The sequence below is a fragment of the Labrys sp. HAY1-8F genome (genome assembly GCF_056754975.1).
Window position 1 is genome coordinate 3,176,618 of sequence record NZ_JBPGWZ010000002.1, and the last position, 23,788, is coordinate 3,200,405.

The following is a 23,788-nucleotide window of genomic DNA, read 5'->3' on the forward strand; positions in this document are numbered from 1 at the left end:
CCAGTCCGCTCTTAGAGACGATATTGTTGCCAACAGATGCGGACTGGAAGTCCGCGCTCCAACAATCGAGGAAACCGCCCTATGATCGTCGTGTTCGGTTCGCTTGGCGTGGACCTGGTCACCAATGTCAGCCATATCCCCCACCCTGGCGAAACCGTGCTGTGCGAAGGCTATTTCATGGTGCCTGGCGGCAAGGGTGCCAATCAGGCGGTGTCGGCGGCGCGCGCCGGCTCCAAAACCGCGATCATCGGTTCGCGTGGCAATGACGGCTTTGCCGATCTCGCCCTTTCGGTAATGCGGGAAGCGGGCGTCGATGTCGCGCCGGTGCTGCCGGTCGACAAGCCGACCTGCGTCGCCCTGATCACGGTGGACGAGAAGGCCGAGAACGCCATCGTCGTCGCCTCCGGCGCGAACCAGGCCACGCGCGCCCAGCAGCTGGAGACCTTCGACCTTGCCAAGGGTGACATCGTGCTGCTGCAGCGCGAGATCCGCGACTCCGAGAATTTTGCCGCGATCAAGCACGCCAAGTCGCGCGGCGCCCGCGTCGTCTTCAACGTGGCGCCAGCCGGCCCGCTCCCCGAAGAAATACTGCGGCTGGTCGACGATCTCGTCGTCAATGAGCATGAGGCTCTGGTGGTCGCCAGGGCGGCCGGCATTGAAACCGCCGACCCGATCGAAGCCGCCCGGTTGATCAATGAACGCTTCGGCTGCGCCGGCATCGTCACGCTGGGCGCCGAAGGCGTGGTCGGCTGGAGCAATGGCGCCCGCTACGCGGCACCGGCCCTCAAGGTGACGCCGGTCGACACCACCGCCGCCGGAGACAGCTTCACCGGCGCCTATGCCGCGGCCCTCGATCAGGGGCTTGGCCTGGAGGTTGCCCTGGCTCGCGGTGCCGCCAGCGGTTCACTGGCCTGCACGCGACCCGGTGCCCAATCCAGCATTCCGACCAAGGCCGAGATCGACGACGCCATGCGCAATTCATAGGCTTAAGATGGGAGTGGGGCAGCGAGATCTTGCCGGTACGGAAGTTCAACCTCCCCTTGTCGCCACGGCTCCGGCGTGGTACCCGCGCGCTGGCTCGGTGGCCTGCCATGATCGGCCGGTTACTGGTTTACCTTTCCTAGAGTATGGCGCGTCCAAGCCGGAGCGAGCCTTGCTTTAGCCCTTTGTTCTGATGCGTCACTGCCAGGTTGGGCGGCCTTGCCGAACCATGGGGCGCTCTGGAGCGGTTTTTTCTTCGGCCCAAGGGCTGCACACCCACAAGGAACTCGAAATGGCGAACGAACAGCAGAACGGCCCCGAAGAGGCGCAGGAAGTCCAGCCCGCCCTCAACGTGCTGGCGCAATACATCAAGGACCTCTCCTTCGAGAACCCGAACGCACCGCGCTCGCTCGGCAATTTGCAGAACTCGCCGCAGATCCAGCTCACCGTCAACGTCAACGGCAAGCCGCTCGGCGGCCCGGACTATGAAGTGGAGCTTTCGATCGAGGGCGGCGCCGGCGAGGGCGCCAACACTCTGTTCAAGTTCGAGCTGCTCTACGGCGCGGTGATCCGTCTCGCCGGCATTCCCGAAGACAATGTCCACGCCATGGTGATGATCGAAGGCCCGCGCCTGCTCTTCCCCTTCGCCCGCCAGATCATCGCGGATTGCACGCGCAATGGCGGCTTCCCGCCCTTGATGATCGACCCGATCGATTTCGTAGCGCTCTACCGCAACCGCCTCGCCCAGAGCCAGCCGACCGTCGGTCAGGCCTGACGATCGCCGGACTGCGAAACTCTCCTGGACAGGACCGGCGGCGCGATTTCGACGCGCCGCCGGTATGTTGTGAAACAAGTGCCATTCCCGAAGCCGCGCTAAAGTGCGTTGTGATTTGAATGAATCCCTTCAAATCGCAAAGACGCTCTAGCCAATCCGACGGATTGGCTTGGAAACAATGAGCTGGAGCAGGCAAGCGTTCAGTCATGAGCGCGCTTTGCTTCAGGATCGGATGTCGATCATCCGGCCACACTCCGCAGACGCAAGGACCGGAGGCAGGAGGAATTGGCTTGGGAATGCGGCGGCTGATCGTCGGATGCCTTGCCGCGGCCATGCTTGCCGGTGGCGGCATTTATCTCGTCGGCCAGCAACTGCGCAGTTGCGGCCTCCTCGACGTCTGGCTCCGCCGCAGCGGCTGCATCGCCGCCTATGAATTTTCGAATCTGTTCGACGGCAGAAGCCTCAACAATCCGGCCATGGCGTTCGAAGGCGAAAGCGATCGCCTGGCCTTGGCGATGACCGAAACCCAGCCGGCTACCGCTGCCGGCGTCATTCCCCAACGCTATACATTGCTGGAAGTGTCGGCCGAATCAGGCATGATTCTGCGCCGTACCCCGCTGGGCGACTTCGAGGAGGGCCGCCTCAACGGCGCCATCCTGCTCTCCTGGAATGGTCGCCATGCCGTGATGGCCGTGCCGCAGCCAGGCAAAGCGGCCGCCACGGAACAGGTGGTGGCGACCCTCAGGCTCATGCCCCTGACCAGTGGCGATCCCGGGTGGGAGAAGCCGATGGACGACATCCCGACGAGCCGTTCCGGTTTCGGCCAGTTCGACCCGGACAATCAGCGGTTTCGGCTTTTCACCAGAGCCTGGACGATCGGGGGAGAAAAGATCGATCGGGGCCAAGTGAGCTGGAACAAGGCGCTCGGCTCCAGCGACATGCCGGTGAATATGCCCGACGGCACCACGGCGGTGGTCCGCGCCAACCAGGGCGTGATCGAGATCGTGCAGGCCGATGGCCGCAGATCGAGCCACGATCTCGGCATTGCCAAGCAGCAGATTTCGACCAACTGGCTGCTGCTGTCGCCGGATGGACGCAGATTGTCACTGATCCTGCGTCCGGTCGAGGCAGACGGTATTCTACAGGTCTGGGACATGAGGACCGGCCAGCGCCTCATCAACGCTGCCGTCCCCAGGCTTGCCACGGAAGCGGCCTGGTCCGCCGATGGCCGCCGCCTTGCAGTCCGGCGCGATGGTCACGAGGGTTCGGGCTACGCCCTGTTCGCCATTGGCGACTGATACCTTCGAACATACTGACACGTCGCCATGACGCCCATCGGCGCCGGCACGCTGCGATGAATGAAAGCCGACACCGGTTCACCGCAAGGGTGGACATAGAAGCGATTCTTCCCTCACATACCCCATCACGGAGTTGGCTTGGCATGCGTGGAACCCTTGCAAGACGCGCCTCCGAACGACAGCGGTGGCACTTTCGCGCAGGTTTCGCAGTCATACTCGTCCTGTTGCTCGCCCCGACGGACGGAAGGGCGGTGCTGCCGGCCTCCCCTCAATTGGAACGGGAGAGCCGGAACGCCCTGGTGAAGGCACTCGGCGAGGCCGGTATTTCCGAAACCGGCAGTTCCGCCGTGTTGAACACGCTACTGTCGGTGCTGGGCACCGAGCCAGCGGCCCGGCAATATCGCTACAGCGAACCCTATCCGCAATTGCCAGACGTCACCGCCACAGCGGTGCCCGCCGAAGCGGACTGCGCCAGGGCGGAATTGACCGTCTTGCCAAAGACGGAACCAAGACGCCCGGTAACGCTCCACGGTCTCTATTGTCTGGTGGACAGGGCGAGCTACACTTGGCGTGGCCGTTCCCTGCAGGTCGAACCCCGCTGAAGCTTCTCACCAGGACCGGCTCTTCCCGGGGAAACGTGTCTTCGATGGCTTGGTCTTTTTGCAACCCGGCATGAAATCGCAGGAAGCGGGTGGCATCGGCCCGGCCGGTGCTGCAGATCTTGAGAAAGCCCGCTTCTCGGATCTGCACCATGACGAGACCTGCCACTCCCAATAGCCCGATGGGGCCCGTCGAATGGGGCCTGTTGCTCACTCTCTCGCTGCTATGGGGCGGGTCCTTCTTCTTCACCGGCATCGCGATCAAGGCCCTGCCGCCGTTCACCATTGTCCTGCTGCGCGTCGGCCTCGCCGCACTCATCCTGCTGGCCGTCCTGTCGTTCCACGGCCAATCCCTGCCGCGTGAACCTCGCCTTTGGGCCGCCTTTTTCGGCATGGGCCTGCTCAACAACGTCACGCCCTTCTGCCTGATCGTCTGGGGCCAGACCGAGATCGCCTCCGGTCTTGCCGCCATCCTCAATGCCACGACGCCCCTATGGACGGTAATCGCCGCCCATTTCCTGACGGCGGAAGAACGCATGACCGGCAATCGCCTCGCCGGCGTGATGATCGGACTGTCGGGCGTGGCCCTGATGGTTGGCCCCCAGGCCCTTGCGGACCTGGGCGCGCAGTTTGCCGCGCAATGTGCCGTGCTCGGCGCTGCCATCTCCTACGCGCTCGCCGCCATTTTCGGCCGCCGCTTCAAAGCCCTCGGCGTCGCGCCGATGGTCACCGCCACCGGGCAGGTCACGGCTTCTACCCTGATGCTGGTGCCGGTTGCGATCCTCGTCGACCAGCCCTGGACGCTGGCCATGCCGGGTCTGACGGTCTGGGCGGCAATCCTCGCCCTGGCCGCCTTGTCCACGGCGCTCGCCTATGTCCTCTATTTCCGCATCCTGACCACGGCAGGCGCCACCAATCTGGCCCTGGTGACCTTTCTCATCCCGATCAGCGCCATCCTGCTCGGCGGACTCGTTCTCGGAGAAAGGCTCGAACTGAAGCATTTTGCCGGGATGGCCTTGATCGGCCTGGCTTTGGTGGCGATCGACGGACGTCTTTTCAGGCGCCTGCGCCCAGCATGAGGCGAGCAGAGGGCCGATCTTCAGACCGTTAACCCACCAGCCCCGTCACGGTGCATATTTCTTCCACAAGGCATTCTCGCCCAGGCCAGCAATGAAGGCCTCGTGGGCGGCCAGTTCCTCGGGTCGGATGCGCGATGGCAATGCTTTGGGGCGGGGCCTGACCGCGCCGCCGCCGGCGCGGGCGACGATGGCGGCGGAGGCCGAAGCAAGGCTGAGCGCCGTCTGACGTCCACCGGTCAGCTCGATATAGACCTCGGCCAGGATCTCCGCGTCGAGCAAGGCGCCATGCTTGACGCGCTTGGAATTGTCGATGCCGTAGCGCTGACAGAGTTCATCGAGCGAAGCGCGCGCGCCGGGATGCTTGCGCCGGGCCATGGCCAGGGTGTCGACCACCCGGTCTAACTGCAAGACAGCCTTGTTGACGCGCTTCAGCTCCGCATTGAGGAATCGCATGTCGAAGCCGGCATTGTGGATGACGAGATGGGCGTCACCAATGAAATCGACGAATTCCTGGGCGAGCTCGGCGAAGAGCGGCTTGTCGGACAGGAACTCGGCGGAAAGCCCATGCACGTTGAAGGCCTCCACCGGCATGTCGCGCTCGGGGTTGAAATATTTGTGCCAGGTGGCGCCGGTGGGATTGCGGTCGAGCATCTCCACACAGCCGATCTCGACCAGCCGATGCCCTTCATTGGGATCAAGGCCGGTGGTTTCGGTATCGAGGATGATCTCGCGCATGAAAGGCTTCCGACTCAAGCGGTGGAGGACAGGGCTGTGATTATGGCATCCACCTGATTCTGGGCAAAGTCGAGACCCCTGCTTGAATCGATGATGAAATGGGCGCGGCGGCGCTTTTCCACATCCGGCACCTGCCGAGCCAGAATGATGGCGAAGCGTTCCTCGTCCATGCCGGGACGAGCCATTACGCGCTCGCGCTGGATGCGGGCAGGAGCCGACACCACCGCGACCGCCCGGCAGCGCCGCTCGCCGCCGGTTTCATAGAGCAGGGGGATATCGAGCACGGCAAGGTTCGCCCCCTTGTCACGAGCCGACGCCAGGAAATCCTGTTCGGCGGCATGCACGAGAGGATGCACGATCGCCTCAAGGGTCCGCATCGCCTCGGCATTGCCGAATACCTGCCGCCCGAGCCTAGCGCGATCGATCACGCCCTTCACGGTCACGCCGGGAAAGGCGGCCTCCACGGCGGCCACCGCCGGTCCAGCATAAAGACGATGGACGGTGGCATCGGCATCGTGCACGGGAATGCCGCGCGCCCGGAACATCGCCGCCGTTGCCGACTTGCCCATGCCGATCGAGCCGGTCAGGCCAAGAACGAAGGTCATCATCGCCTCCCAGAGCAAAACGCATTCATGACTGAACGCCTGCTTGCTCCAACTCTTTGTTTCCAGGCCAATCCAACGGATTGGCTAGAGCTCTTCTGCGATTAGAAATAGACGTTCTCATCGTAAAACGCTTTGGACACGGACACGAATGTCCGCGCATCGTGATCACATTGATGCCTGTCGCCAAGCAGGGATCACCCGAAAAAACCCATCCCCCGGCAGAATACACGCCCATCCCCATTCGTGGGCAAGCGCGCGTATTCTGCGAACGCTTCATATCTTGCGGATTGAACTCGATCGAATGCATGGATGCGATCGAGTCAACCTGCTTGCGCCTCGATGTCCGCCAGCACCAGCGCCCGCAATTGCGGCGTCACCTCGGGCCTGGCGCCGAACCAGCGCTCGAAGCCGGGAACAGCCTGATGCAGGAGCATGCCGAGCCCATCCACCGTGGCAAGGCCGAACCGCCGGGCCGTAGCGAGCAGCGGCGTCTCCAGCGGCACATAGACGATGTCGGTCACCAACGCCGATTTCGGCAGGTGCGAGAGGTCGAGATCGAGCGGCGGCTGGCCCTTCATGCCGAGCGAGGTGGTATTGACCAGGAGATCGGCCCCTTCGAGGGCGGTTTCGGCCTGGTCCCAGGCCAGCGCCTTCACCTTCGAGCCGAAATGGCGAGCAAGAGCTTCGGCGCGTTCCAGCGTGCGGTTGATCAGCAGGATCTCGGCGGCGCCACGCTGGATGAGGCCGTAGAGAATGGCCCGGGACGCGCCGCCGGCACCGAGCACGACTGCCCGCCTCAGGTTATCGCTCCAGCCTGGGGCCTCCTGGTCGAGATTGGCAAGGAAGCCGGCGACATCGGTATTCATGCCCTTGAGCACGCCGTCTTCAAACCAGAGCGTGTTGACGGCCTCGAGGTCGCGCGCGACAGGATCGTCCACGCTGGCAAGGCGGAAGGCCGCTTCCTTGTGCGGTACGGTGACGTTTCCGCCGGCAAAGCCCCGATCAGCCAGCGTGGTGGCAAAGGCTTGGAAGGCGGCCGGCTCTACCGCGATGCGTTCATAACTGCCCTGAATGCCCAGCTCCTTCAGCCAGAAACCGTGGATCAGCGGCGAACGTGAATGGGAGATGGGATAGCCGACGACGAAGGCGCGTTTCATGGCGTGTCCTGTAAAGGCTCAGGCAGTCGCAAGACCATGCTCGCGCAACGTGGCGAGCAGGGGCAGCAGGGGGAGACCGAGAATGGTGAAATAATCACCCTCGATGGCCTCGAACAGGGTCACGCCCAGCCCTTCGAGCTGATAGCAGCCGACGCTGCCCAGGATCGACTCTCCCGCTCGGGCAAGATAATCGTCGAGGAAGGCATCCGAGAAATTGCGCATGGTGAGGCGAGCGCTGGCAACGCCGCTCGCCAGAACCTCGCCATCCCTCGCCAGGGCATAGGCGGAATGGAGTTCGTGGCGCCGCCCGCGCAAAACAAGAAGCTTGTCGCGGGCCTCCGCCAGCGTGGCCGCCTTGGAAAAGCGCTGCTCGCCCAAAGCCATGGTCTGATCGGCGCCAATCACCACGGCACCCGGCTCGGTGCGCGAAACGGCCAGAGCCTTTTCACGGGCGAGTGCCTCGGCAACCCGGTCGGGAGCCAGGTTGTCCGCCTGCCATCGGCGTTCGAAGCCACGCTCGTCGATCGCTGCCGGGATCGTCTCGATCGCAAGCCCGGCCGCCCTCAGCATCTCGCCGCGAATGGCGGATTTGGAGGCCAGTACGAAGCGCGCTGATACTCCGGCAGCTTGATCCTGAGCCCGACCGTCAACTTTTTTCATTGGTCTGAAAATCCCGTTTTTCTGCCTTGCCTTAGCAGCCCATCCGGCTTTTGCGTAGGGTAGCGGCCAAAAATGCCGCATGATCGCTGCTTTCAGCCGCAGGGGTTGCCTGAAAATCCTGCACACCGGCCCGTTGCAAACCAGCCGATATTGTGATCACATTATCGAAAGCCAAGAAAAATGAACCGAGACGAGCCTGGCCGCGAGCCAAGGCAGATGAGGGGTTGTGCGTGCCGGACGGAACGGTTGTCAATTCAATCGAAGTTCGCGATGTGCGGAAGGTTTTCGGCGCTGGCGACAGTGCCTTCGTCGCTCTGGATACGGTGAGCGTATCCATTCGCCAGAATGAGTTCTTTACCCTGCTCGGACCATCCGGCTGCGGCAAGACCACGCTGCTGCGCCTGATCGCAGGGTTCGATTTCCCCACCTCCGGGCAGATCCTGCTCTATGGCGAAGACATTGCCAGCCTGCCGCCCTTCAAGCGGCCGGTCAATACCGTGTTCCAGAGCTATGCCCTCTTCCCGCACATGTCGGTGGCCGAGAATATCGGCTTCGGCCTGGAGATGCTGGGCAAGCCCAAGGCCGAAATCGGGGCACGCGTTGCACAGATGCTGCGCCTGGTGCGCATGGAGCACCTGGCCGATCGCAAGACCAGCCAGATCTCCGGTGGCCAGCAGCAGCGTGTCGCCCTCGCGCGCGCTTTGGCGCCCCAACCCAAGGTGCTGCTGCTCGACGAGCCCCTGTCGGCCCTCGACTACAAGCTGCGCAAGGAGATGCAGCTCGAGCTCAAGCGCCTGCAGCACGAGACCGGCATCACCTTCATCTTCGTCACGCATGATCAGGAGGAAGCCCTGGCCATGTCGGACCGTATCGCAGTGATGTCCGCCGGGCGGATCCTGCAGGTGGGCGCCCCGCGCGACATCTACGACACGCCGGCCGAGCGCTTCGTCGCCGAGTTCATCGGTGAGACCAATTTCATCGAAACCGATTTTCTGGGCCGTGACGGCGCCCAGGCGCGCGTCAAGCTGCCTTCGGGGCGCGAGATCAAGGCCGGCCTCAGCGACGGGCATCAGCCCGCCGACAAGACCTGGCTGGTGGTGCGTCCCGAACATGCGCAGCTCACCACGGGCGAAGACGCTCTCCTGGCCGGTACGGTCGAGAATGTCGTCTATCTCGGCACCGATACGCATTTTCACCTGCGTCTCGATCACGGCCCGCGCTTCACCGTGCGCCGGCAGAATACAAGTGCTCAGGCCGCAGGCGGCGACACTTTCACCGGCTCCAGCGAGAGCTTCCAGCCGGGCCAACGCGCCGGCGTGGTCTTCGCCGAAGGCACAGCCCGGGTGTTGAGGGACTGATGGCAGAGGCCGCCGAAATCGCATCCAAAGCCCGGCGGAGCGAAATCCGCAATCGCTGGCTGCTCTCCACCCCCGCCTTGCTGGTGATCCTGCTCGCGGCCACCGGCCCGCTCCTGATCGTGCTGATCTATTCCTTCCTGGAGCCCGGTCCCTATGGCGACGTGAAATGGAACTTCTCCACGGAGGCCTGGACCTCGGTGTTCTTCGAACGCGACATGTTCGACGACACGCTGTCGCTGGCCAGCGCCCACCTCACCATCTTCTGGCGCTCGGTGAAGCTGGCGCTGATGACCACGGTGGTCACCTTGGCGTTCGGCTTTCCCACCGCCTATTTCATCTCGACGCGACCGGCCAACCGGCGTGACCTCTGGCTGTTCCTGATCACCATTCCGTTCTGGACCAATCTTCTGATCCGCACCTTCGCCGTGCTGCAGATCATCCGGAACGAGGGCCTGTTCAACACGATGCTGATCAAGCTTGGCGTGATCTCGGCGCCGCTGCAGATCCTCTATACCGATACCGCCATCCTGGCGGGCATGGCCTATGTCTATCTGCCGCTGATGGTGCTGCCGATCTATGCCAGCATGGAAAAGTTCGACTTCCGTCTGGTCGAAGCGGGCTATGACCTCTATGCCAGCCGCTTCCAGGTACTCCGCCGCATCATCGTGCCGTTGACCAAGCCCGGCATCGTCGCCGGCTCCATCCTGGTGTTCATCCCGGCGCTCGGCGCCTATGTCACGCCGAACCTGCTCGGCGGCGGCAAGAACATGATGCTGTCCAACCTTATCGAGCTGCAATTCGGCCAGGGCCGCAACTGGCCGCTGGGTGCCTCGCTCTCCATCACGGTGATGGCGATCGTGATGGTGGCGCTGCTGGTCTATGTGCGCAACACCGGCGGTTCGGGAGTGAAACATGGCTGAGCCCTTCTCCATCCGCCGCCAGCCCGGCTTCACCACCATTGCGCTCCTCTGCTTCGTGCTGCTCTATCTGCCGATCGTGGTGATGGTTGTTTATGCCTTCAACGAAGCGACATCGGTCTCCACCTGGGGTGGCTTTTCGCTGAAATGGTTCACGGCGGCCTGGAACAACGACCAGGTGGTCGACGCCACGCTGCGCTCCTTCCAGATCGCCACCGTCGCCGCGGTGCTCTCCACCATCTGCGCCACCATGGCGGCCCTGGCGACCACGCGCACCGAAGCCTATCGGGGACTCACCTTCACCTATTCGGCTATCAACCAGCCACTGATGGTGCCGGAAATCGTCACCGGCGTGGCGCTGCTGATCTTCTTCTCCCGCATCAAGATCGTCACCGGCTATGATGGCCTGGCTTATCTGATCGCCGCCCATACGGCCTTCTGCGTGCCCTTCGCCTATCTGCCGATCCGGGCACGTCTGGAGGGCATGGACCTGACTTTGGAGCGCGCGGCCGCCGATCTCTATGCCACGCCATGGCGAACCTTCCGGCGCGTGACGCTGCCCCTGCTCTGGCCTGGCATCCTCGCCGGCCTGATGCTGGCCTTCGTCACCTCGCTCGACGACGTGGTGATCACCGAATTCGTCAAATCCGGTGGCCAGGATACGCTGCCGACCTACATGCTCGGCCAGCTGCGCCGCGGTGTCACGCCCGAAGTCAATGCGCTGTCGACGGTCTTCCTGCTGCTATCCGTCGTCATCGTCACGATTTTCTTCTTCATCAGCAGGAAGAAAGACTGATGCGCCGGGCGGAGCGAAGCTCGCATCTTCGCCCGGCCGCCGCATCGCCACTCAAGTTGGGGGCAATAGAGCTCAAGCCGGTGCCCCGGCTTTGTAACGGGAGACAGAGATGAACTGGAAATCCACGGCCACGGCCGCCGCGTTGGCGCTGCTCGCATCCACGAGCCTCGCCAGCGCGGAGGGCGCGCTCAACATCTTCAACTGGGGCAACTACACCAGCCCTGAGATGATCAAGAAGTTCGAGCAGAAATACAACGTCAAGGTCACCATCACCGACTACGACTCCAACGACACGGCACTCGCCAAGGTGCGCCAGGGCGGCACGGGCTACGACATCGCCATGCCCTCGCAGAACTTCATTCCCATCTGGATCTCCGAAGGCCTCGTGCAGGAGGTCGATCCGTCCAAGATGGAGAACTTCAAGAACGTCGCCAAGCAATGGGCCGATCCGCCCTTCGATCCCGGCCGCAAATATTCAGTGCCATGGGCCTGGGGCACGGTCGGTGTCGTGGTCAATACCGACGTCTACAAGGGTGACATCAACACCTGGGGCATCATCTTCGACACGCCGGCCGAGCTGAAGGGCAAGACCAATGTCGTGCCCGAGATGAACGACGTCATCCACGCCGCCCTGCGCTACAATGGCGGCAAGATGTGCGACGGCGACAAGGCGCTGCTCAAGAAGGTGCGCGACACCCTGGTCAAGGCCAAGCCGAACTGGATCGCCATGGAATACAACACCATCGAGAAGATGGGTGCCGGCGACTTCAAGGCTTCCAGCGACTGGAACGGCTCGGCCTTGCGCCAGCGCCTGGGCCACCCGCAGATCCATTACGGCTATCCCAAAGAGGGCGTGCAGCTCTGGAGCGACAACATCGTCGTGCTGAAGGAAGCCAAGAATGTCGAGAACGCCAAGCTGTTCATGAACTTCATGATGGATCCTGAAAACGCCGCCTTGAACTCGGCCTTCCATCGCTATGCCAACGGCATCGCCGGTTCGGAGAAGTTCATGCCTGCTGACATGAAGGACGCACCGGAGGTCAATGTGCCGGAAGAGGTCATGAAGACCGCCGAGTTCTCGCATGCCTGCCCGCCCGAGGTGACCGAGCTCTACAGCAAGATCTGGACCGAGCTGCAGAAGTAAGGGCCGCATTTCGACACATCAAGCCCTCTCCCTCCTACAAAGGGGGAGGGCCCTCGACATTCCCTCGCCGACAGGGCTTTGTCCTCCTTTCGCTCCAGCCGCCTCATTTTATCGATCATCATGCCTCTTTCAGCCTTCGAAACCGCCTACGGCTTTCGCCGTGATGCCGTACAGCTCAGCAATTGGCGCCAGGCGCCCTGGAATGTCTGGGCCTTCCGCAACGTCTCCGAACTGGTGCCGACTGCGCGGATTGCCGCCGAAGCCGCCGGGCACGAGACGCCGGACGCCGATCCCTCCGGTCTGCTGCGTGAAATCCTGACGATCGACGGCGACAGTCGTTCCCTCGCCGACATCCTGGCGCAGACGTCCACCGACGCCCTGGTGGTGATGAAGGCAGGCCGCTTCGTTGCTGACTTCCACGCCCCGCACTTCACCAGCGCGAGCCGGCACATCGTCTTTTCCATCTCCAAGTCGCTGACCGCGATCCTCGCCGGTGTCGCAGAGAACGAAGGCCGGCTCGATCCCGAAGCTCCTATCGTCGACTATGTGCCCGAAGTCGCCGGCTCGGCCTTTGCCGATGCCAGTGTGCGCCACCTGCTCGACATGCGCGTCAGCCTCTCTTTCGAGGAAGCCTATCTCGATCCCGCCGGCGAATTCGCCCGCTATCGGCGCGCCACCTTGTGGAATCCCTCGGCGCCGGGTCAGGATCCCGGAACGTTGCTCGGCTTCATCGCCTCCATGCCCAAGGGCGTTGGTGAGCATGGCGGCCCCTTCCGCTACCGCTCGCCCAATTCCGATCTGCTCGGCATCGTGGTCGAACGGGCCAGCGGCGAACGCTACGCCGATTACGCCTCCTCCCGCTTGTGGCAAAAACTCGGCGCCCGCCAGGATGGCACCGTCACGGTCGATGCCGGGGGCACGGCCCGCGCCGCGGGCGGCATAAGCATGAGCGCGCGGGATCTTGCCCGTGTCGGCGAAATGATGCGCCAAGGCGGCAGTTTGGAGGGCACTCGTATCGTCTCGCAGGCCTGGGTCGATGACACCTGCCGGGGCGGCAGCACCGAGGCCTGGCTGCGGGGCGACTTCGTGCATCTGCTTGGCCAGGGCCGCTACCGCAACAAATGGTATCAGACCGGCTATGCCAATGGCGCCTTCCTGGCCATCGGCATTCATGGCCAGTGGCTTTATGTGAACCCGGCCGCCGAAGTGGTTGTTGTCAAGCTGTCCTCGCAGCCCGAGCCGGTGGACGATGCGACCGACAAGCTCAATCTCCAGCTATTCGAGGCCCTGGCTACGAGGGTCTAAAGGTATGGTCGGCCGGTCTGGACGGGCTCATCGCCTCGCAAGACCGGCCGGCAGCCGCGCCGCCACCAGCCAGAACACCAGGCCGCACGATGCACCCAGCGTGCCGAAACCCGTGGCATTCATGGCAAGATCGGGATCCTCTAACAAAATCTGCGCGGTGCGGATAATCTCGAAATACGCGGCGATAGCAAAAGCCGCGGCTGCGGCGATGTAAAGCCAGGGCGACCTCCATCCAATCAGCTGGACGGCTCCCCTGACAAGCAAGGCGGGAATGACGCCAAACATCGCCGTCAGCGCGGCCAGAGTCGCGACTGGGGTCTCGACCGGGAAGGCTTCTTGCAGATTCAAGGGCAAGAGCTTTCCCCCTTGCAGCGCTGCCACGCCGACGTAAACCAGCGCCGCCATGAGCGAGGCCAGGGCAATGCCCAGCAGGCTGAAAGCCAAATGAAAAAGTAGAACCAGCGCTGGATGATCGCGTGGCGGCCATAGGGTCCGATCCTCAGTCATTCACACCCCGCTCGCACTGGCCGATCAAACCTCCTCATTCTATGCCAGACCACAAAGGGATGAGCCGTCCCGTCCCGCGCGGCCTCCCGTGAATTCACAGCAAAATCGCCTCAGCCGACACCTCGCCCGTTCCTAGTGCGCGATGGCCCCTGGCCAGCCGCGTTCATGCCGGCCGCCACGAGCATTGCATCCTCCTTTCTCTTGTTGTACGTTTGTTCAATAAGAAAGAGCAATAGCCGCGGCGGAGGATGCTCGGCACCGGGAAACGTTTATACCTGCCCTTGCCGATCATCCGATCTTTCGCGGCCGTGCCTGTGCAGCCAGAGAACGGAAAGACACCATGCCTCTTCATATCGGGACGCGTTGTATCGCCGCCGCCACCCTGTTCTTCATTGCCATGACCGGGGCCGAGGCGGCTTCCATCCGCGTCAGCCTTGCCGCCGAGCCCTATCCGCCTTTCGCGGCCAAGGATGCCGAAGGGCGATGGGCCGGTTTCGAAGTCGATCTCGCCAAGGCCGTGTGCAAGGCCGCCAAGCTCGATTGCGAGATCGTGCAGACTGCCTGGGACGGCATCATCCCGGCGCTCAATTCAAACAAGATCGACGTGATCTGGGCCTCGATGGGCATCACGCCGGAACGCTCCCGGCAGGTCGCCTTCACCATTCCCTATTATACCACCCCAGCCCATTTCGTCGGCGCCAAGGGCGACAGCTTCGACTTCTCGCCCGGCGGCCTGAAGGGCAAGACCGTCGGCGTGCAGACGAGCACGATCTATGCCGATTATATCGCTCGCGCCTATCCCGAGGCTATCGTGAAGACCTACTCGACCCAGGATGCCGCCAATGCCGATCTCGTCGCCGGCCGGCTCGATCTCGGCCTGGCCGACAGCATTGCGCTGGCCGACTTTCTCAAGGGTGGGGATGGCGAATGCTGCGAGGTCAAGAACATACCCAAGGACCCGATTTTCGAGGGGGGTATCGCCGGCGGCCTGCGCAAGAGCGATATCGACTTGAAGGCCAAGCTCGATGCGGGCATCACTGCCGTTTACAAGAGCGGTGAGTTCGACAAGCTCGCCAAGACATATTTCAGCTTCGATATCGGCACACCGCCCAAGGATTGAGGGCGTCAGGCCGGTGCCGGGAGAAAGCGATCCGGTTTGACCTCAACCTCGCCTGCACCGCCCCGCCCAGCCAAGCGCACCCCCCGATTCAACCGCGAAACCGCGGAAGTCCGCCGGCGTCAGCTGATCGAGGCGGCCATACGCGCCCTGGCCAAGGGCGGTATCGCCGCCTTCACCATCGACAGCATCTGCAAGGAAGCCCAGGTCTCGCGCGGCCTGATCAACCACCACTTCGGCAGCCTCGACGATCTCCTGGTCGAGGTCTACCAGTCTTCGCTCTACGAAAGCGTCAGCGAGCATATCGCGCAGGCCCGCCGGCAGCGGGAAAACCCGGCGCAGCGCCAGCCCGAGAGCGTCCTGCTCGGGCTGGTGCGCTCCAATTTCCAGCCTCGCTCCTTCACACGCGACAATCTCCTGGTCTGGCTGGCGCTCTGGGGCGAGATCGCGGTCAATGACAAGCTGCGCCAGGCCCATCGCCGCCTCTACGAGGCTTACCGCAGCGAGTTGGCCCTCGAAATCACCGCCATCGCAGCCCATCGCGGCCGGCAGGTCGATGCCGCCGGGCTCGCCCGCAATTTCATCGCCTTGGTCGATGGCCTGTGGCTGGAATGGTGTCTCGACGACAAGGTGGTAACCCCGGCCGAGGCCGAGGAAGCCAGTCTTGGCCTGCTGGAAAGCGCGCTGGGTCCCTTGCGATAGGTGCAGGACAGATCAGGCCGGTATCGGCCGTTCCCGGCGCGGCGCGATCTCGGCCGGCGGCCTGTCGAACTCGCGAGCCCAGCGATGGCCGGCATGCACCGCATCGGCGATCGACGAGGGTGCCAGGCAATCGCCGACGCGGGTAACGGAACGGATGCCGGCCGCTTGCCATTGCCCTGTCATGGCCGTGAGATCGCGATAAAGGCTATCCTCGGCCACCCGCCCGGTGACCAGGATGAGCGTGCCGAATTCGTGCCTGCGGATCCGCCCGGTATAGACACAAGCCAGTTCCGCCACGCCATTGGCAGCACCAGTGAGACGCTGACTGAGCAGCGGCCTCACGCTGAGTTCCAACAAACGCTTCTGGATGAAGAATTGTTCGTCGGTCATCACTGTCCAACTCGACAGCATGGCCGCCGGTGTCGCCAGATGCACCTGGTGACCTTCCTTGCTCAATTTCTCGGCCAGCGCACCGCCGACGGCGTAATGCTCGTCATCATAGATCAGCACCGGCCCACTGATCTCGGCACCGGCGAAGACGTTGTCGGGCGTGAGTATCGCGCCGGCACCGAGTTCCGCCGCTTCCTCGCCAAGACTCCCGATACCGTCGCGCCGCCAGCGGCTGCCGGTAGCCAGCACGACATGGTCGGCCTCGAGCGCCAGAATATCCTCGGCGCTCAACCGGCTTTCGGGAAAGAGGTCGATGGCCGGGAGCTTGCCGATCATATGCAGGCGATAGTCGCGCACGCGGACCCAACTGGCGAGCCCGGGCAGGCTGGATTCGCGATTGATGCGCCCGCCGAGCTTGCGCCCGGCCTCGGCCAGCATCACCCGATGGCCGCGCCGCCCGAGGGTGAGGGCGCATTCCAGGCCCGCCGGGCCGCTTCCCACAACCAGCACGCGCGAGGACGATGCGGCCGCCTCGACGCGCTCGGGATGCCAGCCGCGGCGCCATTCTTCGCCAATGGTGGGGTTTTGCGTGCAGCGCAGCGGCACGGCCTCGTTGTTGGCCGAGCGGCAGATGTTGCAGCCGATGCATTCACGGATCTCGTCTTCGCGGCCTTCGTCGATTTTCCTCGGCAGGAAGGGATCGGCGATGGAGGGACGGGCGGCGCCGATGAAATCCTGGATGCCGCGCCGGATCTGGCTCACCATGCTGTCGGGCGAGGTGAACCGCCCGACGCTCACCACCGGCTTGCTGGTGAGGCCCTTGACGAAGCCGACATGCTCCTCCTGGAAACCCTCGTCGCTGAAGCGGGCGGAGCGGGAATCATTGCCGAGCGAGCCGGAGACGTTGACGTCCCATAGATCCGGCAGCTCTGCCAGCATGGCCAGGATTTCCCGACCTTCCCCTTGCGAGGTGATGCCGCGGGACCCGTGCAATTCGTCGACCGACAGGCGCACGGCAACCGCGCAGCGATCCCCGACGGCCTCATGCGTGTCCTCGATCAACTCCCGCAGCAGCCTGACGCGATTGGCGAGGCTGCCGCCATATTCGTCCCCGCGCAGATTGAGACGGGGCGACAGGAACTGGAACGGCAGATAATCGTGGCCGGCATAGCAATAGACGATGTCGAAGCCGGCCCGTTTGGCCCGCAGGGCCGCGTCGCGATGCCAGGTTCGGAAGGCCTTGATATCGGCCTTGTCCATGGCGCGCGCGCTGCCCGGCTGCGGAATCAGAGCCGGACGGGCCGACGGCGCCAGGATCGGCTCGCGCGTGAGGCGATTATTGGCATGTGAACCGCCATGCCACAGCTCCACGCCGGCCAGGCTACCATAGGCATGGATGGCCTCGACGGTGGGCATGAGCGCCCTGATATCGTCCTCGTCCCACAGCGTCAGAAAGCCGAACGGGGAATCGTCCGAACTGGGGTGAATCGAGCAATATTCCGTGCAGACCACGCCCCAGCCGCCTTCGGCCTTGATGCCGCGCAGCTTGGCGCTGCTTTCAGGCTTGAGATAGCCCATGCCGGTGGCGTGCGGCGTCTGGTAGAAGCGGTTGGGTGCGGTGACTGGACCGATCCGAACCGGCTCGAACAGGATGTCGTATCGCGGATTGCGGGGCATCTCGGATCAATCTCTTGTTGAACGATTGTACAACAAGAATAGGCTTTTTACGGCAGAACGCAAGCCACCTCCGGCGCCTGCCCGAGACTCAGGCTAAACGTGCGACCAATCTATCGGGGTGGGGTGGCTAGCCCCTCAAAAGGCGGTCGGGCAGTCGTACGGCCACCAGCCAGAACACTAGGCCGCACAGCGCGCCCATCAAACCGAAGCCGAGGGCCACGCCGGCAAGTTCGGCGCTCCCGTTGGAAATCCATTCGGTACCGAACATCAGATAGACGGAGCCGACGGCCGCGACGATCGCGGCCGCCGCCATATAGGGCCAGGGCGCCTGCCAGCCGAGCAGATGCATGAGGGCGCGGGTCAGGAGTGCCGGCAGGCCGGCGAGCAACGCGGTCATATAGGCCAAGGCACCGATCAGGGTCGGGACATCACCGGCGTCACTGAGACCGGCGTCGGACCGGACCATCATAGCGCCGATATAGGTCAGGGCCGCGGTGAGCGAAGCGAGGGCGATACCGATAAGGCTGAAGGCGAGGTGGACGAGAAAGCCCAGAACGGGCCGGGGTCTCGGCGCCAAGGGCGTTGTACCGGCGATCATCGTCAATCGTTCCCAAACCTGTTCAGCTTGCCGTGGGTGGAGAGACCGTTTTCGCCGGCTTGACCGGATCGGGTCGGCGGATCGTGCCGGTTTCCGCCAGCTCCTTGAGCTGCACCAGCGAGATCTCCTCGAGTACACCTATGGCCTTGTCGGCCAAGAGATAGCCGGCCCAGCGCTTGAAGGTTGTATCCAGCGCAACATCGGTCGCCCATTCAAGCTCGGTATTGCCACTGCCGCCGAGATCGAAACGAAAGCGCCCCGACAGCCAGTCGGGGACATCGACGGCAATGGCAACATGCCGATCGGCCTCGCTCTCGACGATTTCGAGCTGGCCGAGGATCTCCAGCTGCCGATCGGATGCGTTGCGAACCAACCAGATCTGTTTCTGGCCGACGCCGGATGAAGGCCCGCTGATCGTCGCCGGGCCGGCCTGATCTGGTCGTTGCGCCGGATTCGTACTGGTGAACAGCCACCACTGGTCGAAGGTTTTGAGGTCGTTGATCAGGGCGAACACGGCGGAAGGCGGCCGGCCGATCTCCATCTTGCGATAGATGCTGGCATGGTCAGGCAGAAGAGAGCCTCCGCCGTAATAGGCCAGGAGAATGCATCCCAGAATTCCCGCCAACCACGCCAGAACCCGCATGCGCTCTTCCTCACGTCTCCACGATGCGGGCGCGGCGATGGGCGCGCAACAGGCCCTGGATGGCTGCGGCCGTCTCCTCGATCGAACGGCGGGTGACGTCGATCATCGGCCAGCCGCGCTGGGAGAATAGGCGCCTGGACTGGGCGATCTCCTCGGCCACCGACATGCGATCGGTGTAGGTGTCGACTTCGTGGTGGGGGCTGAGCGTCAGCACGCGGTTCTCGCGGATCTGCACGATACGTTCGGGCGAGGCGAAAAGGCCGACAATCAGCGGATTTTTCAGATGCTCGACCTCCGGTGGCAGGGGCACGCCCGGCACCAGGGGAATATTGGCGGTTTTCACTCCACGATGAGCCAGATAGATCGAAGTCGGCGTCTTGGAGGTTCTGCTGACGCCGAGCAGCAGCACGTCGGCTTCGTCGTAATCGGTCGGCATCAGCCCGTCATCATGCATCATCGTGTAGTTGAGAGCGTCGATGCGGCGGAAATAGTCGGCATTCAGCACATGCTGGGCACCGGGCTTCACCATCACTTCGGTGCCGAGATAGGATTTGAACAGGTCGAAGATCGGCTGCAGTACCGACAGCACCGGAGCGCCCATTTCGCGGCAGCTACGCTCCAGCCGCTCCGCCAGTTGAGGCTCAACCAGGGTGTAGAGCACCACACCCGGATTGGCTTCGATCTCCGCAATGGTGCGATCGAGATCGCGTTCGCTGCGCACCAGCGGGTAGATGTGTTCAAGCGCCGAGACCGCCGGATATTGGGCAGCGACGGCTCGCCCGGCCATGATCAAGGTCTCACCGGTGGAGTCCGAAACCAGGTGAAGGTGGAAGAAGCTTCTTGTGACCATGACAGGACCTAAGCAGAGTTTCCCGGCAAGGTCCACAGATGGGCTTCGCCGGGAAACGCCGAAATGGGTTGGTAACTTTCGGATTGGCGTGGGACGGCATTGTGGACAAGTGGGGACAGATGAAGCGCCTTAACCCGATCTTAAGAAGGCCTGTGGAAGAGTCCGATTTTTCATCAACAGGCTGATTGCTTGGGATGGGATTCCGTACGCTCGGCTGCAAAAGACTCATAAGCTGCTAAGTGCGAGTCTGCGCCCTCCCCCTTGGCTTGCTGCCATCGCTTTGATTCAACAGCCGGAATCCGCGCTGTTTTTTCCGCATTTTTCATATCGAATTTTTGGCGGCCTTCCGATGTCGCCTGTGAATAGATTGTGGACGGCGAGGAAGCACGGTAAACGAGGCGTTAAGAAGAAGGAGAATGAAGATTCATATCTCTCTTTTTTATTTTCTTTGGCGGTAGGCTGGATCGGGTGAATTCTTTCGCCGGGCTGGATTTCCGAACGCCCCTCCCGAATGGATCCGATACGCCAGCGACGTTTCAATCTTTTAGCAGGGCGAGCCAATCGAGGTTCCGGTTCGATCCAGTGACCTGTTTGGTGTTGCCCGGAGCAAAGCGCGTTTTGGTGGAAACGCCCTTTTGCTCTAGATCACTGGTTGGACGCGTCTTTGCGATTTGAGGTGATTCATTCAAACCACAAGACGCTTTGGAAAGTCTGACCGATATGACCAAACCTCTCCTCGACGTCCTTGCCGGCAAGGCCCAACCGGTACCGCCAGTCTGGCTGATGCGCCAAGCGGGACGATATCTGCCGGAATACCGGGCTATCAGGACCAAGGCTTCGGGCTTTCTGAATTTCTGCTACACGCCTGATCTCGCCGTGGAGGCGACCTTGCAGCCGATCAGGCGTTTCGGTTTCGATGCCGCCATTCTGTTCTCGGACATTCTGGTGGTGCCTGATGCCTTGGGGCAGAAGGTTTGGTTCGAGGAAGGTGAAGGCCCGCGGCTGGAGCCGGTCACGGACCTTGCCGGATTGGCCAAGCTCAAGTCCCGCGTGGATCTCGAACATCTGGCGCCGGTCTTCGAGACGATCCGCCAGGTCAAGACGGCGCTCCCGGCCGATGTGACCTTCCTCGGCTTTTGCGGGGCACCCTGGACGGTGGCCACCTATATGATCGCCGGCCGCGGGGTGAAGGACCAGGTGCCGGCCCGCCTTGCCGCTTATCAGGATCCGGCCTTCTTCACGGCTCTGATCGACCGGCTGGTATCGGCTTCGATCGATTATCTCGCTGCCCAGCTTGAAAATGGCGTCGACGCTGTCCAAATATTCGACAGTTGGGCCGGTATTCTCCCGCCGGATGAGTTCGTACGCTGGACGATCGAACCTAACAGGCGCATCGTCGACGGTGTCAGGGCGCGTCATCCGCAAGCCCGTATCATCGGTTTTCCGCGCGGCGCCGGATCCTTCTATCGCAATTATGCCGAGGCCGTAGCGGTGGATGCCGTCGGACTCGACTGGGCTGTTGATCCGGCCTGGGCCGCGCGCGAAGTGCAGCCGTTGAAACCGGTGCAGGGCAATCTCGATCCGCTTGCGCTCGTGGCAGGCGGCGATCCGCTTAACCGGGCACTCGACCGTATCCTCGAAACCCTTCCAGGCAGACCCTTCATCTTCAACCTGGGACACGGCATCGTGCCGCAGACCCCGATTGCCCATGTCGAACAGATGCTGAAGCGAATCAGGGGCTAGGGTTGCTAGTATCCAGTCCTGTTTGAATAGACGATGGACTGGCGACAGCCCATGCCGCAAAGCAGCCTTCCCCCGATGAGGAGAAGGGGCGGCAGCACCAAATGGCAGGAATGACGTGATGGAATACGGCGGTACGGCCTATGATCTCGTAAAGGCGGGGCACATCATCGCCGTGATCGCCTGGATGGCAGGCATGCTCTATCTGCCGCGCCTGTTCGTCTATCACGCCGAGGCTGCCAAGGGTTCGATCCAGAGCGAGACCTTCAAGGTGATGGAGCGTCGCCTGTTGAAGGCCATCATCAACCCGGCGATGGGCGCGACCTGGATTTTCGGCCTTCTCCTGGTGTGGTCGTCCGGTTTTTACCGCGCGCACTGGTTCGAAGCCAAATTTCTGCTCGTGCTGTTGCTTTCGGGCGTGCATGGCTGGTTCAGCAAGCTGACGCGGGAATTTGCCGAGGACCGCAATATTCGCCCGGCGAAATTCTTCCGGATGATCAACGAAATTCCCACCGTGCTGATGATCCTGATCGTCATCCTGGTGGTGGTGAAGCCTTTCTGAGGATTTCACGTTTTCTAAAATTGTCCGTTTTTTCAGAAATTGACTCTGCCGATCGCTTGCCGAGGCCAGCGGGCGGCTGTATAAAGTGCTTCTCCTCCCATTGCAGGCTGGCGTCTTGAGGGTATGGGTATCGAACCCGGCCACGGCGCTGACGCAAGACCAAGTCTGGCGATAACAAGACCTGTTCCCCCCAAAGAATCCTTCTATTCGCGCTTTTCAATGCGCGTCATGAAACGAATCGATCCTCCCAACAAGGACCCCCATGCGGGAAATCAAACTTCAGGATCTCAAATCCAAAACCCCAATCGAAATGCTTGCCTTTGCCGAGGAACTCGAGGTCGAGAACGCCTCCTCGATGCGCAAGCAGGAACTCATGTTCGCCGTGCTCAAGCAGCTCGCCAATCGCGAGGTCGAGATCGTCGGCGAGGGTGTCGTCGAGGTGCTACAGGACGGCTTCGCCTTCCTGCGCTCGCCGGAGGCCAATTATCTGCCCGGCCCGGATGACATCTATGTATCGCCTTCGCAGATCCGCAAATTCGGCTTGCGCACCGGCGATACGGTCGAGGGCATTATCCGCTCTCCCAAGGATGGCGAACGCTATTTCGCCCTGCTCAAGGTCAACACGATCAATTTCGAAGATCCGGACAAGACCAAGCACAAGATTAATTTCGATAACCTCACCCCGCTCTATCCCAACCAGCGGCTGAAGCTAGAAATCGGAGACGCCACCAAGAAGGATTATTCCTCGCGCGTCATCGATATCGTAGCCCCGATCGGCAAGGGCCAGCGCGCTCTGGTGGTCGCTCCGCCGCGTACCGGCAAGACCGTGCTCTTGCAGAACATCGCCCAATCGATCACCGCCAACCATCCCGAATGCTATCTGATCGTGCTGCTGATCGACGAGCGTCCGGAAGAAGTCACCGACATGCAGCGTTCGGTGAAGGGCGAGGTGGTGTCTTCCACCTTCGACGAGCCGGCCGCCCGCCACGTGCAGGTCTCGGAAATGGTGATCGAAAAGGCCAAGCGCCTGGTCGAGCATGGCCGCGATGTGGTCATCCTGCTCGATTCGATCACGCGTCTGGGCCGCGCCTACAACACCGTCGTGCCGTCCTCCGGCAAGGTGCTTACCGGCGGTGTCGACGCCAACGCCCTGCAGCGGCCCAAGCGCTTCTTCGGTGCCGCCCGTAACATCGAAGAGGGTGGCTCGCTGACCATCATCGCCACCGCGTTGATCGAAACCGGTTCGCGCATGGACGAGGTGATCTTCGAAGAGTTCAAGGGCACCGGCAATTCGGAAATCATTATGGACCGCAAGGTTTCCGACAAGCGCGTCTTCCCGGCGATCGACATCACCCGCTCGGGTACCCGCAAGGAAGAGCTGCTGGTTCCCAGCGATATCTTGAAGAAGATGTATGTGCTGCGCCGCATCCTCAACCCGATGGGTACGGTCGATGCCATCGAGTTCCTGCTCGACAAGCTCAGGCAGACCAAGCTCAACGCGGACTTCTTCGATTCGATGAATACCTGAGACACATCAATCAGGATTGTCCAGAACGGCCCGGCAGCAATGCCGGGCCGTTCTGCTATGAGCAC

24 protein-coding genes are annotated in these 23,788 nt (G+C 62.5%); 15 read left to right on the forward strand and 9 right to left on the reverse strand.

The genetic code is table 11. The features are described from left to right. Nucleotides 1-81 precede the first annotated feature (81 nt). The 5 genes from ACR9ZN_RS23750 to ACR9ZN_RS23770 all read left to right on the forward strand — a co-directional run bounded on the left by ACR9ZN_RS23750 (nucleotide 82) and on the right by ACR9ZN_RS23770 (nucleotide 4,732). Nucleotides 82-984: a ribokinase gene (locus ACR9ZN_RS23750; protein ID WP_434958888.1), complete on the forward strand. Its 903-nt coding sequence runs from the start codon at nucleotides 82-84 to the stop codon at nucleotides 982-984. Nucleotides 985-1,273: 289 nt separating this feature from the next. Then, on the forward strand, nucleotides 1,274-1,756 hold the full coding sequence (secB, locus tag ACR9ZN_RS23755; protein ID WP_434958889.1) for a protein-export chaperone SecB: 483 nt from the start codon (nucleotides 1,274-1,276) through the stop codon (nucleotides 1,754-1,756). A gap of 290 nt (nucleotides 1,757-2,046) precedes the next feature. Then, nucleotides 2,047-3,054, forward strand: coding sequence for a hypothetical protein (locus tag ACR9ZN_RS23760; RefSeq protein WP_481273320.1), 1,008 nt, complete (start codon nucleotides 2,047-2,049; stop codon nucleotides 3,052-3,054). A gap of 143 nt (nucleotides 3,055-3,197) precedes the next feature. Continuing rightward, nucleotides 3,198-3,656 carry a hypothetical protein gene (locus tag ACR9ZN_RS23765; RefSeq protein WP_481273321.1) on the forward strand — a complete coding sequence of 153 codons (459 nt, stop codon included), beginning with the start codon at nucleotides 3,198-3,200 and terminating at the stop codon, nucleotides 3,654-3,656. A 149-nt stretch (nucleotides 3,657-3,805) separates the two neighbouring features. Further along, nucleotides 3,806-4,732 (forward strand): DMT family transporter, encoded by a 927-nt coding sequence (locus ACR9ZN_RS23770; RefSeq protein ID WP_481273322.1) that lies wholly within the window; start codon nucleotides 3,806-3,808, stop codon nucleotides 4,730-4,732. A 45-nt stretch (nucleotides 4,733-4,777) separates the two neighbouring features. Here the strand turns inward: ACR9ZN_RS23770 and dnaQ are convergent, their stop codons facing one another. From dnaQ to ACR9ZN_RS23790, 4 genes are all read right to left on the reverse strand, one after another. Then, a complete protein-coding gene (gene dnaQ / locus ACR9ZN_RS23775) occupies nucleotides 4,778-5,467 on the reverse strand; it encodes a DNA polymerase III subunit epsilon (RefSeq protein ID WP_434958893.1) in 690 nt (229 codons plus the stop codon). A gap of 14 nt (nucleotides 5,468-5,481) precedes the next feature. Next, entirely contained in the window at nucleotides 5,482-6,072 is a 591-nt protein-coding gene (gene coaE / locus ACR9ZN_RS23780; RefSeq protein WP_454811554.1) for a dephospho-CoA kinase, read from the reverse strand. 320 nt (nucleotides 6,073-6,392) lie between these two features. Then, nucleotides 6,393-7,229, reverse strand: a complete 837-nt coding sequence (locus ACR9ZN_RS23785; RefSeq protein ID WP_481273323.1) for a shikimate dehydrogenase — start codon at nucleotides 7,227-7,229, stop codon at nucleotides 6,393-6,395. A gap of 18 nt (nucleotides 7,230-7,247) precedes the next feature. Next, on the reverse strand, nucleotides 7,248-7,889 hold the full coding sequence (locus ACR9ZN_RS23790) for a Maf family protein (protein ID WP_454811557.1): 642 nt from the start codon (nucleotides 7,887-7,889) through the stop codon (nucleotides 7,248-7,250). 230 nt (nucleotides 7,890-8,119) lie between these two features. Here ACR9ZN_RS23790 and ACR9ZN_RS23795 point away from each other — a divergent pair, with 230 nt between their 5' ends. The 5 genes from ACR9ZN_RS23795 (at nucleotide 8,120) to ACR9ZN_RS23815 (ending at nucleotide 13,409) form a co-directional block, all read left to right on the forward strand. Then, nucleotides 8,120-9,247 carry an ABC transporter ATP-binding protein gene (locus tag ACR9ZN_RS23795; RefSeq protein ID WP_434958896.1) on the forward strand — a complete coding sequence of 376 codons (1,128 nt, stop codon included), beginning with the start codon at nucleotides 8,120-8,122 and terminating at the stop codon, nucleotides 9,245-9,247. After that, on the forward strand, nucleotides 9,247-10,167 hold the full coding sequence (locus ACR9ZN_RS23800) for an ABC transporter permease (protein WP_434958897.1): 921 nt from the start codon (nucleotides 9,247-9,249) through the stop codon (nucleotides 10,165-10,167). Before ACR9ZN_RS23795 ends, ACR9ZN_RS23800 begins: the two co-directional genes overlap by 1 nt. Then, entirely contained in the window at nucleotides 10,160-10,960 is an 801-nt protein-coding gene (locus ACR9ZN_RS23805; protein WP_454811559.1) for an ABC transporter permease, read from the forward strand. Before ACR9ZN_RS23800 ends, ACR9ZN_RS23805 begins: the two co-directional genes overlap by 8 nt. A 109-nt stretch (nucleotides 10,961-11,069) precedes the next feature. Next, the gene (locus tag ACR9ZN_RS23810; RefSeq protein ID WP_441772204.1) at nucleotides 11,070-12,104 is read left to right on the forward strand and encodes an ABC transporter substrate-binding protein; all 1,035 of its coding nucleotides are present in this window, start codon (nucleotides 11,070-11,072) and stop codon (nucleotides 12,102-12,104) included. Between the two features lie 120 nt (nucleotides 12,105-12,224). Continuing rightward, nucleotides 12,225-13,409: a serine hydrolase domain-containing protein gene (locus ACR9ZN_RS23815; RefSeq protein ID WP_481273324.1), complete on the forward strand. Its 1,185-nt coding sequence runs from the start codon at nucleotides 12,225-12,227 to the stop codon at nucleotides 13,407-13,409. A 27-nt stretch (nucleotides 13,410-13,436) separates the two neighbouring features. On the opposite strand, the gene ACR9ZN_RS23820 is transcribed toward ACR9ZN_RS23815, so the two are convergent. Beyond that, nucleotides 13,437-13,916 (reverse strand): hypothetical protein, encoded by a 480-nt coding sequence (locus tag ACR9ZN_RS23820; RefSeq protein WP_481273325.1) that lies wholly within the window; start codon nucleotides 13,914-13,916, stop codon nucleotides 13,437-13,439. Nucleotides 13,917-14,256: 340 nt separating this feature from the next. On the opposite strand from ACR9ZN_RS23820, the gene ACR9ZN_RS23825 reads away from it, so the two are divergent. Continuing rightward, nucleotides 14,257-15,036, forward strand: coding sequence for a transporter substrate-binding domain-containing protein (locus tag ACR9ZN_RS23825; RefSeq protein WP_454811564.1), 780 nt, complete (start codon nucleotides 14,257-14,259; stop codon nucleotides 15,034-15,036). Between the two features lie 36 nt (nucleotides 15,037-15,072). Beyond that, nucleotides 15,073-15,735, forward strand: coding sequence for a TetR/AcrR family transcriptional regulator (locus ACR9ZN_RS23830; protein ID WP_454811566.1), 663 nt, complete (start codon nucleotides 15,073-15,075; stop codon nucleotides 15,733-15,735). Nucleotides 15,736-15,747: 12 nt separating this feature from the next. Here ACR9ZN_RS23830 and ACR9ZN_RS23835 read toward each other — a convergent pair whose 3' ends face one another. The 4 genes from ACR9ZN_RS23835 to ACR9ZN_RS23850 all read right to left on the reverse strand — a co-directional run bounded on the left by ACR9ZN_RS23835 (nucleotide 15,748) and on the right by ACR9ZN_RS23850 (nucleotide 19,893). Further along, nucleotides 15,748-17,802, reverse strand: coding sequence for an oxidoreductase (locus ACR9ZN_RS23835; protein ID WP_481273326.1), 2,055 nt, complete (start codon nucleotides 17,800-17,802; stop codon nucleotides 15,748-15,750). 127 nt (nucleotides 17,803-17,929) lie between these two features. Then, the gene (locus ACR9ZN_RS23840) at nucleotides 17,930-18,400 is read right to left on the reverse strand and encodes a hypothetical protein (protein WP_481273327.1); all 471 of its coding nucleotides are present in this window, start codon (nucleotides 18,398-18,400) and stop codon (nucleotides 17,930-17,932) included. A 22-nt stretch (nucleotides 18,401-18,422) separates the two neighbouring features. Then, nucleotides 18,423-19,043 carry an SRPBCC family protein gene (locus tag ACR9ZN_RS23845; protein WP_481273328.1) on the reverse strand — a complete coding sequence of 207 codons (621 nt, stop codon included), beginning with the start codon at nucleotides 19,041-19,043 and terminating at the stop codon, nucleotides 18,423-18,425. Nucleotides 19,044-19,053: 10 nt separating this feature from the next. After that, on the reverse strand, nucleotides 19,054-19,893 hold the full coding sequence (locus ACR9ZN_RS23850; protein WP_434958908.1) for a pyruvate, water dikinase regulatory protein: 840 nt from the start codon (nucleotides 19,891-19,893) through the stop codon (nucleotides 19,054-19,056). Between the two features lie 720 nt (nucleotides 19,894-20,613). On the opposite strand from ACR9ZN_RS23850, the gene hemE reads away from it, so the two are divergent. From hemE to rho, 3 genes are all read left to right on the forward strand, one after another. Continuing rightward, on the forward strand, nucleotides 20,614-21,636 hold the full coding sequence (hemE, locus tag ACR9ZN_RS23855) for a uroporphyrinogen decarboxylase (protein WP_454811574.1): 1,023 nt from the start codon (nucleotides 20,614-20,616) through the stop codon (nucleotides 21,634-21,636). A gap of 118 nt (nucleotides 21,637-21,754) precedes the next feature. Continuing rightward, nucleotides 21,755-22,195, forward strand: coding sequence for a protoporphyrinogen oxidase HemJ (gene hemJ / locus ACR9ZN_RS23860; RefSeq protein WP_454811575.1), 441 nt, complete (start codon nucleotides 21,755-21,757; stop codon nucleotides 22,193-22,195). A 262-nt stretch (nucleotides 22,196-22,457) separates the two neighbouring features. After that, complete coding sequence (gene rho / locus ACR9ZN_RS23865) at nucleotides 22,458-23,723, forward strand: transcription termination factor Rho (protein ID WP_434958912.1); 1,266 nt, start codon at nucleotides 22,458-22,460, stop codon at nucleotides 23,721-23,723. Nucleotides 23,724-23,788 lie beyond the last annotated feature (65 nt).

Excerpts from the sequence above, each read along its gene's own strand:
- ACR9ZN_RS23750 (WP_434958888.1), top strand. The coding sequence starts at position 82 with ATGATCGTCGTGTTCGGTTCGCTTGGCGTGGACCTGGTCACCAATGTC.
- secB (WP_434958889.1), top strand. The coding sequence starts at position 1,274 with ATGGCGAACGAACAGCAGAACGGCCCCGAAGAGGCGCAGGAAGTCCAG.
- ACR9ZN_RS23765 (WP_481273321.1), top strand. The coding sequence starts at position 3,198 with ATGCGTGGAACCCTTGCAAGACGCGCCTCCGAACGACAGCGGTGGCAC.
- ACR9ZN_RS23770 (WP_481273322.1), top strand. The coding sequence starts at position 3,806 with ATGACGAGACCTGCCACTCCCAATAGCCCGATGGGGCCCGTCGAATGG.
- dnaQ (WP_434958893.1), bottom strand. The coding sequence starts at position 5,467 with ATGCGCGAGATCATCCTCGATACCGAAACCACCGGCCTTGATCCCAAT.
- coaE (WP_454811554.1), bottom strand. The coding sequence starts at position 6,072 with ATGACCTTCGTTCTTGGCCTGACCGGCTCGATCGGCATGGGCAAGTCG.
- ACR9ZN_RS23785 (WP_481273323.1), bottom strand. The coding sequence starts at position 7,229 with ATGAAACGCGCCTTCGTCGTCGGCTATCCCATCTCCCATTCACGTTCG.
- ACR9ZN_RS23790 (WP_454811557.1), bottom strand. The coding sequence starts at position 7,889 with ATGAAAAAAGTTGACGGTCGGGCTCAGGATCAAGCTGCCGGAGTATCA.
- ACR9ZN_RS23800 (WP_434958897.1), top strand. The coding sequence starts at position 9,247 with ATGGCAGAGGCCGCCGAAATCGCATCCAAAGCCCGGCGGAGCGAAATC.
- ACR9ZN_RS23805 (WP_454811559.1), top strand. The coding sequence starts at position 10,160 with ATGGCTGAGCCCTTCTCCATCCGCCGCCAGCCCGGCTTCACCACCATT.
- ACR9ZN_RS23810 (WP_441772204.1), top strand. The coding sequence starts at position 11,070 with ATGAACTGGAAATCCACGGCCACGGCCGCCGCGTTGGCGCTGCTCGCA.
- ACR9ZN_RS23815 (WP_481273324.1), top strand. The coding sequence starts at position 12,225 with ATGCCTCTTTCAGCCTTCGAAACCGCCTACGGCTTTCGCCGTGATGCC.
- ACR9ZN_RS23820 (WP_481273325.1), bottom strand. The coding sequence starts at position 13,916 with ATGACTGAGGATCGGACCCTATGGCCGCCACGCGATCATCCAGCGCTG.
- ACR9ZN_RS23825 (WP_454811564.1), top strand. The coding sequence starts at position 14,257 with ATGCCTCTTCATATCGGGACGCGTTGTATCGCCGCCGCCACCCTGTTC.
- ACR9ZN_RS23835 (WP_481273326.1), bottom strand. The coding sequence starts at position 17,802 with ATGCCCCGCAATCCGCGATACGACATCCTGTTCGAGCCGGTTCGGATC.
- ACR9ZN_RS23840 (WP_481273327.1), bottom strand. The coding sequence starts at position 18,400 with ATGATCGCCGGTACAACGCCCTTGGCGCCGAGACCCCGGCCCGTTCTG.
- ACR9ZN_RS23845 (WP_481273328.1), bottom strand. The coding sequence starts at position 19,043 with ATGCGGGTTCTGGCGTGGTTGGCGGGAATTCTGGGATGCATTCTCCTG.
- ACR9ZN_RS23850 (WP_434958908.1), bottom strand. The coding sequence starts at position 19,893 with ATGGTCACAAGAAGCTTCTTCCACCTTCACCTGGTTTCGGACTCCACC.
- hemE (WP_454811574.1), top strand. The coding sequence starts at position 20,614 with ATGACCAAACCTCTCCTCGACGTCCTTGCCGGCAAGGCCCAACCGGTA.
- hemJ (WP_454811575.1), top strand. The coding sequence starts at position 21,755 with ATGGAATACGGCGGTACGGCCTATGATCTCGTAAAGGCGGGGCACATC.
- rho (WP_434958912.1), top strand. The coding sequence starts at position 22,458 with ATGCGGGAAATCAAACTTCAGGATCTCAAATCCAAAACCCCAATCGAA.